Below are 14,176 nucleotides of genomic sequence, written 5' to 3'. Positions count from 1 at the left end.
AAGTATGAGCAGTTACAATTTACTTTCAGAACCCATTAGAAAATATGTTGCAGAGCAGAACTGGTCTGAACTACGTCCTATTCAAAATGCTGCAATACAAAGAATATTAACAACAACGGATAATTATATTCTATCAGCAAAAACAGCTTCGGGTAAAACTGAAGCTGCTTTTTTGCCTATTCTAACGGATGTTGATTTTTCTGAAAGCGGAGTACAAGTTCTTTATATCTCTCCTTTAATTGCTCTTATTAATGATCAGTTTAAGCGTATTGAAGAGCTTTGCGAACATTTAGATATAGTGATTACCAAATGGCATGGAGAGGCTAGTCAATCAGCTAAAAAGAAGCTTATTAAAAATCCAAATGGAATTGTTTTAATAACTCCGGAATCTTTAGAAGCTATGTTTTGTAATCGATCACACGAGATACCGCATCTTTTTAGCAATTTAAAATATGTTGTAATAGATGAGATACATTATTTTGATGGTTCAAATAGGGGAGTCCAATTAAATTCATTGCTATATAGAATCCAGAAAAGGGCAAATTCCAATTTCAGATTAATTGGTCTTTCTGCTACAATAGGTGATTTAGAATCGATTAAAAAATTTGGTGGACGTCCATCAGATACGAAGGTGTTAAAAGATTCTTCAAGTAAACCAACAAGAATTTCTTTTAAATATTTTGAAAATAAAGGAGGGAATAACTATAATCTTGATTTGATTAAAGATCTATTTAAAGAAGTTTATAATAATAAGGTTTTAATATTTCCTAATAGTCGAGGTAAGGTTGAAGAAATTACACATTATCTTTTAAAGATCAGTAAACAAGGAAATTTACACACCAATTTTTTTGCTCATCATTCTTCAGTCGATAAATCACTTCGAGAATACATTGAGAATTTTGCCAAAACAAATACTTATTCACCATTTTCAATTTGTTGTACCTCTACTTTAGAACTTGGTATTGATATCGGTTCAGTAGACAAAGTTGTTCAAATTGATTCCACATTTAATATTGCTTCGCTAGTTCAAAGAATTGGAAGAAGTGGTAGAAAAGATGGACAAGAAAGTAAAGTAGTCCTGTATAATACAAATAGCTGGTTTTTATTACAAAGTCTTGCTATTTGCGAGCTATATCAACAAGGAGTCATAGATAGTAAAACGAATGCTGTATGTCCATTTGATATTTTAGTTCATCAAATACTTTCTGTAATTAAAAGTAGAAATGGAATTACTCAAAATGAGTTGATAAACTATTTTGAACAAAATTATTCTTTTGAGCATGTTACAGCTATTCAAATAGAACAGACTATACAATCGCTGTTGGAAAAGCAAATTGTAGAACAAACAGGCCAAGAATTATTGATAAGCCTTGATGGGGAATACATCGTTAATTCAAAAGACTTTTATAGTGTTTTCGAGAGTGAACAAATGTATAAAGTAATTCATCAAAATATTGTTATTGGTGAACTTCCTTTAAATCCTATGCTTAGTGAAGAGAGTAAGTTTTTATTGGCTTCAAGAGTATGGAAAGTAATACTCATTGAAAATGATAGTAAGAAGATTGTGGTTCAGCCTGCAAATTCAGGAGATAAGCCTACTTTTTATGGAGGACCTGTAGATATTAGTCATATCATAAAAGAGAAGATGATAGAAATTCTAATTAGCAAACAAGAATTTGATTACTTAGACCAACCATCAACAGATGCTTTAAAGTTGCTTAGAGATGAGTTTGCTGTTTACAAACTAATAAACTACAAAATAGATCGACCACTAAAACACGATGTAAATAAGACTGAACTATACACCTTTGCTTCGTCAAAGATAAATAGAACAATTTGCTTATTTCTCGATTTTAACGGAATCAAAAATGACTATAACGATTTAGAAAATAGTATAATACTAAAGCTAACAACAGCTCAAGATCTATATAAGTTATTTTCTAAGTTTAATATTGACTCAAAGGAGATTAAGTCATATCTAAAGTATGTTATAGAAGAAAACCCAAATATTATAGATTTTAGTAAATGGGGGAAATACTTACCCATTAATCAGCAAGTTAGTTTGCTTGTAGATGCTTATTATTCTATAGAAGAAACATTGCAATTTCTGAATAATATAGAATTGAAGGAAAATATTTAATAGAACAAAGAGTTTTTATAATAATTAAAATAGAGTTTTTAATGTCAGCAATAGCAGCTTTACGTGGTTATCGAACCCAGTTTTTATATTCATTGTATTATATCTTAACCTCTTTATCAGAAGATCTTATATTTAGATTAGAAGGAGAAGAAGATTTAGATATATTGGATAGCAACGGTCAACTTTTATATGCAATACAATTAAAGAATTTGGGAAAACCAATTACATTATCTGATATTTTATCTGTCAAAAAAACTTCATTTATTAAGAGGTTTTTATCTAAATACTCAGACGGAATTCCAATATTAGTTTCTTATGGGGAAATAAGTCATGAATTAAAAAATTGGATAAATCATAAAGATACTATTTCTGTAAAAGAGAAGCCAACGTTAAGAAAATATAATATAACAAAAGATGAATGGATATTAGTTAAAAGTAAAACTCAATTTATAGAGATTAATGAGGAAGAAACCGCTGGAGAAATAGAAAAACTATTAAAAAGTCATTTTCCTGAAGTTGATCCTATCCCTACTATTGGATTTCTGTTGAATTGGTTACAATTTATTGCTGAGAAACAACAACCTATTTCAACGAAAGTTTTTTATAATAAGATTCAAGATTTTGCCTTATACTTATCAGAAAGGATTGCTATTCACAATCAATATGGAGTGGTCTTGAAACCATTACATAAGGTTTCTATAGAGAATACAAATCTAACACTTTTAGAAAAGGAGTTCTACAATGCTACTTTAACAAGATACGAGCATATTTTATTGAGTTTAGATGTTAAAAGAGAAAAGTATCTTGAAAAAATACATGATGAATTAAAAGAGCATAACATTATCATAGTAAAAGGAGCGTCTGGCCAAGGAAAAACAACTTTACTCTATAGTTATATACGTAACTATGCCACTGATTGGCTTTCTTACGAACTAAATATACAGCAAGATCCTATTATAACACAACAATCAATTCAAGCTATTGATGTTATAAGTAAGAAATTAGAAATTCCAACCATACTTGTCATTAATGTAACCCCCAATTCAACAGAGTGGATCCAGATCATAAAGGAATCTGCCCATTTAAATCATATTAGGTTTTTAGTAGCCATAAGGAATGAAGACTGGTACAGAGCATCGGCAATCGGAGTAGAATTTGGACATAAAGAAATAGACTTATCCTTATCTAAGGAAGAAGCTGAAAGTATATATTCTAAATTAAATGAGCGTAATAAAAATACAAATTTTACTGACTTTGAACAGGTTTGGATTCAAATTGGTGATGATGCTCCACTATTAGAATTTGTGTATTCTATTACTCAAGGAACCTCGTTACAAAACAAGTTGAAACAACAAGTTCAGCAATTACGTAGCGAAAATAATCATGGTAGTAATCTTGAAATTGAGTTTTTAAGAATTGTTAGTCTTGTTGACTCTTTAGGTGCTAAGATTGATGTATCTAAATTGAGTTCAAGCATTGATTATCAATATATAATCGAAAAGTTAGAAAATGAATATTTAGTTAAAAAATCCTTGAATGGAAAATATATTCAAGGATTACATTTAATCCGTTCACAGAAATTAGTTGAAATACTTTTTGATGAATTTACAACATATAAAGAAGAATATGCCTATAAATCTATTCCGTTGATAGATGAGAAAGATTTGTATTTATTCTTATTACAAATGTTCCATCTTGAAATACTAAAACCTAATCAATTTATTACTGATTTAAATATTAAAATTAGCGTAAGTAATTGGTCTATATATGCTTCTATTTTAAAATCATTTATTTGGCAGGGAACTAAAAATTATGTTGAGACTAATCGTGAAGTTATAGATGAATGTAGAACTATTTGTGGTAGTTCTTGGGCAATGTTTACAGATTTTATGTTTGAAAGCAATTATAATAAAGATATAATGCTAGATGTGCTTAATGTGGATGACGAACGCAGACAAAAAATAAATGATATCAATCATAGATTAACATCTAACCAATATGTATTCAATCTAGCAACTGAAGTCATCCATAAACTTGATTTCCCAGAAGTGATACCTTCAAGTATCTTTGGATGGAAATCTTACGGAGAAACCTTATTCTGGCTTAAAAATATATCTAATCAAAAAGGAAAATTATTACTATTTGAAGAAAATGTGTATGAATCTGCATTCAAAATGATGGATAGCAGAAGCTTATCTAAATTAATGTTAGGTATGTATTCTTATTCAGTAGAATTGGATACGATACGTAAAAAGTATGTTGACGTCTTCATTGAACAAATAAAAAAAGAATTTGATATAATCCACTTATCTATAGATGACAACGAAGTAAATGTACATTTCATTATTGATATTCTAAAGAATAATATAGAGAGGTCAACTAATGATTTTATTGTATCTGTTTTAGATATTATCAGAACCGCTATTCCAGATAAAAAACAATTTAATTCTCAAGGATATGGTCATCGTTTACATACTTTAGGTATAGATTATGATGATACACGCAAAACAATATCTATCGAAAATATTCCTTTAGAAGAATGGGTAGACATCAATTCTTCAATCGTTAGACTATATGAATATCAATTAAGACCAGAAGACTGGACTGAATATATAAGCCAACTAAATGATTGGGAAGTAATTATCAAAGATAAAATTAGCGAGTTTAATACCTCATTTGAGAAATTGCTTAAAGGTAGTATAAATTATATGCCTGTTGTTCCTATTATGCAGAACATGGCTTTTGAAAGGTCAGAAGTGATCAAAGAACCCAAATCAATTACAGATCCATTAGGTATTTATGGTGGTAATAAAAGAGGGAAAATTAATGAAAATGAAAGAGAACAACGCAACAAAAAGTTACAAACAAAATATGAATTATTCTTTAAAAGTGTTTCAAACTTTAGAATAGATATAGAGAACTTTATTCAACAGTCAGCAAGTACATTATATTCAAAAGTTAAATTAAACACCGATGAGGAGCATATACATGATGAAAATATTGAACGTTTATCTCAAATCAACCTTTATAGTGCAATTGAAAAGCTTCAAGTTTATAATAGTCAATACAACAATGTTTTAGGTAACATTGCTAATAAACACTATTCAAAAATCGAAATGAATAGCCTATTTACTACAGCTTCAATATGGAAAGACTTTTTGAATAATAATAGTAAAGGAGTTCGATCTGAAAGACGAATTTTGAAGCTAAAATCAGATTTCGAAGGAAAAATAATAAACGAATTTAAACAAACTTCAAAATTCAATTCTTTCTCAATCAAGTATATTAATAATAAGACAACAAATTATAAACCTATTGTTTTAGTTGATGGAGAAAATGTTTATTGGGCATTAATGGGATATAAAGAAGCTTATCAAATTATACAACAAATAATAGATAATTCTGAATACACCAGCTTAAAATTTTTAATGCTAGAACTCTGGTTTACTAATTTTTATTTTATCCAGACCATTCACAAAAAGAGCTTAAACAATCAATGGAATGAAGTTAGATTGTACAGCATAAAAGAGACGTTGTTTGAAGATTTATCTTTGACAAATTCTATGACACAACCGATTGAAACAGAAATTATTGAAAATCTAAATATTGAGGGATGGACGAATTTATATCCAGAATTTAATGATATAATTAGAACTACAGAAGCATACGGAAAAATACTTCTTTTAACAGATCATTTTTATGATTTAAGATTATTAGAAGAATTCCAATTGGCAGAATATGATCAAATTAATTTAGAAAATTACTTACAAAAAGTAAGTTTAGAGATACAAATATCTCTTCAGAAGGTAATTAACTCTTTAACAGAATGGCTAAGTATATTTCCTTTTGATAAGGATAATTATCTTCAAAATGAAGAAGAAAGGCAATATTTTGATGCATTGATGAATATTAAAGATCATATATTTCCTGAATCAGTAGAAAGTGAAGGAGGTTTCCAGTTCAAAATCAACATGGAAATTATTTTCAGTTGGACGGAAAGGTTAAAAATATGTACAGAAAATTGGAATGTTTTTATAATATTGCTTTATGAGAGGTATATTAATAAATATAAAGGGTATTGATAATTGTATTAATTTATTTATAAATATATCGTATTTGAATTATGAGTTTAGAATTAAAATCAAAAGCATTAAAAGAATTAGTTTCAACTTACAACACAGAATGGTTTCTCGGTGATATATCATTTTTAATGAAGAATATAAGTCGAGCTCACGATCAGATAGGACATTTATCGTCACCTCTTAGACAATTGTATTATTTAGTAGGTTTAAATATTTCTTCAAATAATGAAAATGGAACTGATATTCAGTATGATAATGAAAAATGGCAGCAGATAATTATCTTGTTAAATGAGATTGAGTTAGAATATTATAATTTATTTTCTACTGAAGATTTAGGAGAAATTACAGAAGAATGGAAAAGAGTTAGACAAATTTCGATGCCATCTTTCTTATCATATTTTAATCAAGGTCCATTAAATTATGAAGAACAAGTATTGAATTGGGTAAGAGATTTATTTATTCCAATGAATGATATTATTTATTTGGAAACTAATCTAGTAACAGAGGATTTTATTGAATTTTATGAAAGTATTGATAATTTAATTCAAAAAAACTTTCAAGCATTTTCAACTAATAAAGAGTTGTTAAGGCCGAATTGGAAAGAATATGCAAAAGTTGAAGTTGGCATAGTTGAACATGTGCCTGATTTTATAAGAGAAATGGGTGATAAAGATATGCATCTTTATACTTTTATGGCTGATCACGGAATAATGGATCGATTTTATGCAGAAGAACTTATTTCAGATACTTTAACAATTCAGAAAGTTCAAAAAATATTGAATTTATTATCTGTAAAACGAGAAGAAAGAAATTTTTTATACTATACAGAAACTAGGCCAGGAAATCTATTGTACGAAAAACCTATACTGTCTATTGATGGAAAGATGTATCAGGTTTTTGAGGTAAAGCAAATTATGCATGCTATAGAATTATTACTTGAAAAAATAGTAACTAATATAGAAGTTAACAAAAAGAAATTTATAGATTCGAAAGGAAAATTATTAGAAAAAAATATTGTCGAAATATTTTCTCGTTTTTTAGATTCTGATTATAAATTATATACTGGTTATTATGTTGATGGTTGTGAACAGGATATTTTATTCTTATGGAAAGAATATGCATTTATAATAGAAGCAAAAGGTTATTCCATTAGAGAACCTTTTAGGGATCCAAATAAAGCATTTGTTCGAATCAAGGATGATTTTGATAATTGTATTGGTTATGCTTATAAGCAGACTAGAAGAGTAGAACAAAAGTTTATTAATGGAGAGCCTTTAAAAATTACCGATAAAAATGGGAATATTGTTGAAGAGATTGATACAACAAAATTCAAAAATGATTTTTCAATTATAGTCAACCTTAAAACATTTGGACAAATTCAATGTGATTTATCTTCATTAATTCATTTAGAAAATGCGGAAGACGTTTTTCCTTGGGCTATTAAATATGATGATTTAGAAGTTTTTCTATTAACACTAATTGCTTATAAGGAAAGACCTGAGAAATTAGTTGATTTTTTATTAATGAGAGAGTCTTTGCACGGGAAATTATTTTGTGCTGATGAATTAGAGGTTTGTGGAGCATTTCTTAGTAAAAAAATAAATAGAAAAAAATTGAAGTATTTAGATGGTTTAGTAACAACTCCAGATTTAGCTGATATATTTGATAAACAGTATTACAAGACAATGGGATTTAGGAATGAGAAATATTTAGAAGAAAAGCAAAGTGGGGAATTTCTTTTTTTATAGGATGATATCATAAAAATTACTTTTTAATATATTAATGGAAATAGATTATATAGAGACAGTTTTACGAGGTAAGGAAAGGTTTGAATTTCAAGAGTATTGTGAGAGATACTTAAGTTTAAAGTATAATGATTTTAAACACGTGGCTACAAATGGAAGAGATGGAGATGGAGGAAAGGACGGTTACTGTGTTAATACCAAAGAATATTTTGCAATTTCTTCAAATAAGGAAGTAAATAAAAAACTTGAATCCGATTTGAGAAATTGTTTAATGAAAAATGATGATGTTGAAAAGTTTACATTTATAACCAATAGGGTTGAAACAGTAAGAGATTTGGAGATAGTTAAGAAGTTGAAAGATGAATATCCAAATATTAGAATAAAGGTATTAACCTATAAAAATATCGCAAAAGATATTATGAAAATGTCAGAAAGAGATATTGAGTTTGTGCTTAATAGAAAAATAAATTTTCCAGTTCAGCGTACAATATTTTTTGATGAAGATGAATTAAAACGAGAATCATTCAGCATAAAACAATCCTTTATAGATTCTAAGTTTTACTATATAGTTCTGATAATTTTTTCCTATTGTAATATTTACAGTTTCATTTGTTTTTTCTAGAAATGAAGTAATGCGTTTAACATTTTTTGTATTTTGTTTTTGTTCAATCATGACGTTTGTACATTTTAATAAAGAACGTATTATGAAGACTAAGTTTCCTATAAGAATTTTGTGCTTAATTTTTAGTGGTAAATTAAAAGTAGGTAACGAGGTTCTGTTTGATAGAAAATCGTTCTATTCAATTTATAGAGATTCTCTTTGGAGGTTTACTTTTCGAAGAAGGACTGCTAATTGTTTAAAAGTAGGGTGTTGCGGTAGAGTTTATTTATATACTGATAAAAATTATGGTATTATAGGTAAATGTGAAAAAGATAAGAGAAATCATATCTACAGGGTGGATAATAATTTTTATGGTGAATTAATTCCTTATAGATATAATTAGGAGCTCTATCTCTTTTTTTATTGATTTAAATTAATTCAAGCTGTTTTATTAAGTAAAAATGAATAACAAAACAGGTATATTAGTGTTGATTATTATAGATAAAATTTCTATATTTGAGATTGTGTTAATACACTAAAAAATCATCGATTTAAAAGCTCGGCTATTTCATGGCACACAAAAATTCAAAAGCCTGAAAGCCGTAATTTATAAGATATATGGAGTAGGGGGTAAATCCCTCTTTAATACTTTTGATCTAAGAGGATAAATAAGATATAGAAAAAGAGATAAATCCTAAATTATAGGTTTTATCTCTTTTTTTGATATATCACTCAATAATAAAAATAACTTATTTTAAATGCTATTACTAAGGATCTTTTAAGAAGAAACACCTCAAATATAACTTTTACGGCATAATTATTTTTTTAACTTATTCGATTAATAATACTTAATCAAAAAACACGGTAAAAACATTGCTTTTTAAACAAAAAAGTAAAGATAAGACAACATAGAAAGAAGTATCTAAAAGAATCTAAAAAATAAAAGCGTACAAAAAGCGTACAGATTTGGACATAAAAAAAGCCTAACTATTTAAAAATCAATAGTTAGGCTTTTTTATCTGTGGAGTCGCCGAGAATCGAACTCGGGTCCAAACAAGCAATCAGAGAGCTTTCTACACGCTTAGTTTCAACTTAAATTTTCGATCAGCAGCTTGGTTTGAAACAACCACTACTGACTTAGCCTCTAAGATTTCGGAAGATGTCCGAGACACTAACCTTCCTAGGTTTATTTTACGGTTCCCCTCAACAAAGCGCCACAAACCAAGGCTCTTAAGGGGAATCTAGCTCTTCCACCTAGTGGAAACTAAGGCAATCTTACTATAATTCAGATTATGCAGCTAAAGCGTAATTATTTTCGCCGTTTAAAAAGTTCGTTGTCTGATATTTACGAGCAAAACAACAACGCTCGACGTGCTTACTGACTAATTCCACTCGCTGTCAAAACCGATCGACCCCTTATAGAATAAGTTTTTAAGAGATTGCAAAATTACAATTTTAAAATAAAGAATACAACCTTTAAGGCTGAAAAAAGTTTAGATTTTTGGAATAACAGAGAAATACAGCTATATTTGCCAGAACCACCCTCAAAAAAACGAAACAACTAATTTATTATACATATTATGAAAATTGGCATTATTAAGGAACGAAAAAGTCCTCCTGATAGACGTGTTGTGTTTACACCTGAAATTCTAGCAAAGGCGTTGCAAACGTTTGATACCCTAGAAGCAGTCGTAGAACCTTCGCCTATCAGAATCTTTCCTGACCAAGCGTATGCTGACAAAAACATCCCCCTTAGTGATGATCTATCCGATTGCGATGTTTTAATAGGCGTAAAGGAGGTTCCCGTAGAGGATTTAATACCCAATAAAACCTACTTTTTCTTCTCCCATACCATTAAAGAACAAGAATACAATAGAGGTATTTTACAAACTTGTTTGGCAAAGAATATTCGCTTAATCGATCACGAAACTTTAGTGGACGAAAACAACAAGCGATTAATAGGTTTTGGGCGTTATGCAGGAATCGTAGGGGCATACAACACCCTTCGTGCTTTTGGATTGAAATATGAGCTATTTACGCTGAAAAAAGCGGAGCAAATGCTACATACAGAAGATTTAATTGCACAACTAAAAAAGCAATATTTCCCACCAATCAAGATTGCCGTTACAGGAAATGGAAAAGTAAGTCATGGAATCATGGAGATTTTAAATGGCATGAAAGCCAAAAAAGTTTCGATTGAACATTTCTTAACACAGAAATACGATATTCCGGTTTATACGCAATTAGAGGTAATGGATTACTACAAGCGCAAAGATGGAGGAGAGGCTACAAAAGCTGATTTCTACGCTAATCCAGAACAATACGAAAGTAATTTCGAGCGTTTTACAAAAGTGACGGATGTATTAATTACAGGGCATTTCTTTAAACATGGTTCGCCGAAGATCCTAACTAGAGCAATGTTGAATGCAATTGACAACAAGATTCAAGTAGTAGGGGATGTGTCTTGTGATGTAGATCACGGACCTATCGAAAGTACACTAAGAGCCTCTACAATTGCAGATCCGCTGTATGGCTATCACCCAGGTAAAAATGAAGAAGTAGCATTTGATCATCCAGCAGCGATAACTGTTATGGCGATTGACAACCTACCTTGCGAATTACCTAAAGATGCAAGTGAAGGTTTTGGAGACGTTTTCTTAAACGCAACCCTACCTGCTTTTTTCAACAATGATAAAGATCAAATCTTAGCGCGTGCAACCGTTACACAAGACGGTCATCTGACAGAGCGCTTTACTTATCTACAAGACTACGTAGACGGTAAATAGAAATATCGTTTTTGGCGTACTTGGGACTTTAAATTGTTAAGAGTATGCCAAAAACAAATATTATTTGAAAAATTCCTAAAAAAATAGTTTTACTCCGTATATTTGTTGCGAAATTTACAATCTCAAAAAAGAACAAACTAACAATTGTGTAGCGATTGGCAGAAGATGCTTTAAAATTGTTACAAATTGAGCCTTTTTATTTCTAAATAAGTAATAAAAAGAGCCGCTCAATCCAAACAATACGGATAGTTGTCTTTCAAAGAGCATGTATTTTTCCAAACAACAAGTCTATTATTTAATTGTTCAAGATAAAACTATGGAAGGTGAATTAACAAGCAAGGAGCTGCGTATTCAAAAAAAGATTAAAGATTCAGAAACTCACGTTTTTAGAACTGTTTTCCCAGGACAAACCAATCACCATGGTACCATGTTTGGGGGTGCTGTTTTAGCCATTATGGATGAAATCGCCTTTATGACCGCTACTCGCTTTTGCCGTAAACCAATTGTTACTGTTTCAAGTGATAAAATCGATTTCAATCAACCGATTCCTGTAGGAACTTTGGTTGAATTAATTGGAACAGTGGTACGTGTAGGACGTACAAGTTTAGATGTTAGGGTAGACGTATTTGTAGAAAGCATGTATAGAGAGGGTCGTGAAAAGGCAATCTCTGGTAATTTTACTTTAGTTGCGATTAACGAAAGCAAACGTCCAGTACCTGTAATGGATGAAATTGAAATGTTTTAAGTTTCTTCAAATAAAAACAAAAAAAGCTACTGTTTGCAAACAGTAGCTTTTTTTGTTTGAACTTCTTTCAAGTATTCCTAATCCCAATGGAGCAGTAATCTCCAAAATAGCTTATCATTTAAAAAATTAAAATAACTAAGAATTGGCTTCCAAAATTAGTTAATTAAATCTAGTATTCGTATTTTTAAAGGACAACCTATTTTATCAAAAAAATTATGAATATAAAAAATGTAACCGTTGCTGGTAGCGGTGTTTTAGGATATCAAATTGCATTTCAAACTGCTTTTCACGGATTTAATGTTACAGTTTATGATATCAATGAAGAAGCGATTAACAAGGCTAAGGCGAAGTTTGATCCGTTGAGTGAACGCTATAAAGAGGACTTAGGTGCAACTGATGCACAAATCGAAAAGACAAAGGCAAACTTATCGTACTCAAGCGATTTAAAAGCAGCTACAGCTTCGGCTGATTTAGTTATTGAAGCCGTTCCTGAAAGCCTGAAAATTAAAGTGAGTTTCTACCATGAATTAGCTGAAGTAGCACCTGCACATACTATTTTTGCTACAAATTCTTCTACTTTATTACCTAGCCAATTTGCAGAAGCAACTCAAAGACCCAAACAGTTCTTGGCATTGCATTTTGCCAATGAAATATGGACGCATAATACCGCAGAGATTATGGGGCATCCGCAAACTGATCCTCAAATTTTTGATCAAGTTGTAGCCTTTGCAAAAGCAATTGGAATGATTACTTTGCCCTTACACAAAGAACAACCGGGTTACATTTTAAATTCCTTACTCGTTCCTTTTTTAGATGCGGCTACGAATCTTCTAGTCAATGAGGTATCCGATGCGCATACGATTGATAAGACGTGGATGGCTGCAACAGGGGCACCAACGGGTCCTTTTGGTATCTTGGATATTGTGGGAATCACAACGGCTTATAACATCAATAAAATGGCTGCTGATGCAACACAAGATCCACTAAAAATTAAAACGGTGGAATACCTTAAAAAGGAATTTATTGATAAAAATAAATTAGGTGTAGGAACTGGTGAAGGATTTTATACTTATCCGAATCCAGCGTATTTAGATAAAGATTTCTTGAAATAAATCGCCTAGTATCAAACATGAAAAAGCCTCAAATACATTCGTATATTTGAGGCTTTTTTTACTTAAAGTTTTACTTTAATTAATATTATGTAAAACACATAATATTAGTGAATTAAACATATCTAAACAACGGATTTAGTCATGCGATCGTTCTGTAGTAAATCACGGCGTAATTCCGTGTTTTTAAACCCTATAGACGTCAATAACTCAACCATTTCTTGACCTAAATATTGATTGATTTCATAAAATAATTGTCCACCGGTTTGTAAATTATCAAAGGCTAATGCTGCAATTTTACGGTAAAAGATAAGAGGATCTTGATCTGTTACAAATAACGCTGTATGCGGTTCATAATCCATGACATTTTTCTTTATTTCTACCTTTTCCAATTGACGAATGTAGGGTGGATTTGAAACAATTACATCGAATGTGGTAGCCAATTGGGATAAAGCTAAAATGTCTTGTTGTATAAAATTAACTTGTACACCTAAATTTGTTGCATTTTGTTGTGCTACTTGCAAAGCTTCTGCAGCGATATCCAAGAGGGTAACTTGACTTTGTGGCAATTCTTTCGCCAAGGTAAGTCCAATGCAACCACTACCAGTTCCAATATCCAAGATACGTATGGGTTGATCAGCAGGAACACTCGCTAAGATCCATTCTACTAATTCTTCTGTTTCTGGACGAGGAATTAACGTATGTTCATTCACCTGAAAGGTATATCCGTAAAAATAAGCCTTGCCAAAAATATGCTGAATAGGCTTTTGATTGCGAAGTTCTTCCAATGTATGTGCCCATTTTTCAGGATTCACAGTTACTAAATCCGGATGCATCACCAAATCAATGCGCGTTTTCTCTTCGAGTTCTTCCAAACAGAATAGAAACAATTGCTGAGCTTCTAACTCGTCGTAAATCGGAGTGAGCTCAGTGACAAACTGGTCTTGAAGTAATTTTATCAACATAGT

The 14,176-nt window shown here is 30.5% G+C and carries 8 protein-coding genes and 1 other RNA gene; 7 read left to right on the top strand and 2 right to left on the bottom strand.

Features of this window, described 5'->3' with window-relative positions; all coding sequences use genetic code 11:
• The first annotated feature begins 4 nt into the window (after positions 1 to 4).
• From M2306_RS04980 to M2306_RS04965, 4 genes are read left to right on the top strand one after another with little or no spacing between them, the layout of a single operon-like run.
• Positions 5 to 2,140, top strand: coding sequence for a DEAD/DEAH box helicase (locus M2306_RS04980; RefSeq protein WP_259190825.1), 2,136 nt, complete (start codon positions 5 to 7; stop codon positions 2,138 to 2,140).
• A 41-nt stretch (positions 2,141 to 2,181) separates the two neighbouring features.
• Positions 2,182 to 6,222 carry a hypothetical protein gene (locus tag M2306_RS04975; RefSeq protein WP_259190826.1) on the top strand — a complete coding sequence of 1,347 codons (4,041 nt, stop codon included), beginning with the start codon at positions 2,182 to 2,184 and terminating at the stop codon, positions 6,220 to 6,222.
• Between the two features lie 41 nt (positions 6,223 to 6,263).
• Positions 6,264 to 7,970 carry an NERD domain-containing protein gene (locus M2306_RS04970; protein ID WP_259190827.1) on the top strand — a complete coding sequence of 569 codons (1,707 nt, stop codon included), beginning with the start codon at positions 6,264 to 6,266 and terminating at the stop codon, positions 7,968 to 7,970.
• A 34-nt stretch (positions 7,971 to 8,004) separates the two neighbouring features.
• A complete protein-coding gene (locus M2306_RS04965) occupies positions 8,005 to 8,589 on the top strand; it encodes a hypothetical protein (RefSeq protein WP_498882778.1) in 585 nt (194 codons plus the stop codon).
• A 998-nt stretch (positions 8,590 to 9,587) separates the two neighbouring features.
• Here the strand turns inward: M2306_RS04965 and ssrA are convergent.
• Positions 9,588 to 9,984: a transfer-messenger RNA gene (gene ssrA, locus M2306_RS04960) on the bottom strand.
• A gap of 164 nt (positions 9,985 to 10,148) precedes the next feature.
• Between ssrA and M2306_RS04955 the strand changes: the two genes are divergently transcribed.
• From M2306_RS04955 to M2306_RS04945, 3 genes are all read left to right on the top strand, one after another.
• A complete protein-coding gene (locus M2306_RS04955; protein WP_259190829.1) occupies positions 10,149 to 11,354 on the top strand; it encodes an NAD(P)-dependent oxidoreductase in 1,206 nt (401 codons plus the stop codon).
• 316 nt (positions 11,355 to 11,670) lie between these two features.
• A complete protein-coding gene (locus M2306_RS04950; RefSeq protein ID WP_115091641.1) occupies positions 11,671 to 12,099 on the top strand; it encodes an acyl-CoA thioesterase in 429 nt (142 codons plus the stop codon).
• Between the two features lie 215 nt (positions 12,100 to 12,314).
• Positions 12,315 to 13,211 (top strand): 3-hydroxyacyl-CoA dehydrogenase, encoded by an 897-nt coding sequence (locus M2306_RS04945; protein ID WP_115090406.1) that lies wholly within the window; start codon positions 12,315 to 12,317, stop codon positions 13,209 to 13,211.
• Positions 13,212 to 13,333: 122 nt separating this feature from the next.
• Here the strand turns inward: M2306_RS04945 and prmC are convergent, their stop codons facing one another.
• Positions 13,334 to 14,173 carry a peptide chain release factor N(5)-glutamine methyltransferase gene (gene prmC / locus M2306_RS04940; protein WP_115090407.1) on the bottom strand — a complete coding sequence of 280 codons (840 nt, stop codon included), beginning with the start codon at positions 14,171 to 14,173 and terminating at the stop codon, positions 13,334 to 13,336.
• Between the last annotated feature and the right edge of the window lie 3 nt (positions 14,174 to 14,176).

Origin of the sequence: Myroides gitamensis (assembly GCF_029894455.1) — a bacterium.
Taxonomy (GTDB): Bacteria; Bacteroidota; Bacteroidia; order Flavobacteriales; family Flavobacteriaceae; genus Flavobacterium; species Flavobacterium odoratum.
The sequence above is the reverse complement of the archived record's forward strand: the minus strand, read 5'-3'. Positions and strand labels throughout refer to the sequence as shown.

Excerpts from the sequence above, each read along its gene's own strand:
- prmC (WP_115090407.1), bottom strand. The coding sequence starts at position 14,173 with ATGTTGATAAAATTACTTCAAGACCAGTTTGTCACTGAGCTCACTCCG.
- M2306_RS04955 (WP_259190829.1), top strand. The coding sequence starts at position 10,149 with ATGAAAATTGGCATTATTAAGGAACGAAAAAGTCCTCCTGATAGACGT.
- M2306_RS04975 (WP_259190826.1), top strand. The coding sequence starts at position 2,182 with ATGTCAGCAATAGCAGCTTTACGTGGTTATCGAACCCAGTTTTTATAT.
- M2306_RS04950 (WP_115091641.1), top strand. The coding sequence starts at position 11,671 with ATGGAAGGTGAATTAACAAGCAAGGAGCTGCGTATTCAAAAAAAGATT.
- M2306_RS04970 (WP_259190827.1), top strand. The coding sequence starts at position 6,264 with ATGAGTTTAGAATTAAAATCAAAAGCATTAAAAGAATTAGTTTCAACT.
- M2306_RS04980 (WP_259190825.1), top strand. The coding sequence starts at position 5 with ATGAGCAGTTACAATTTACTTTCAGAACCCATTAGAAAATATGTTGCA.
- M2306_RS04965 (WP_498882778.1), top strand. The coding sequence starts at position 8,005 with ATGGAAATAGATTATATAGAGACAGTTTTACGAGGTAAGGAAAGGTTT.
- M2306_RS04945 (WP_115090406.1), top strand. The coding sequence starts at position 12,315 with ATGAATATAAAAAATGTAACCGTTGCTGGTAGCGGTGTTTTAGGATAT.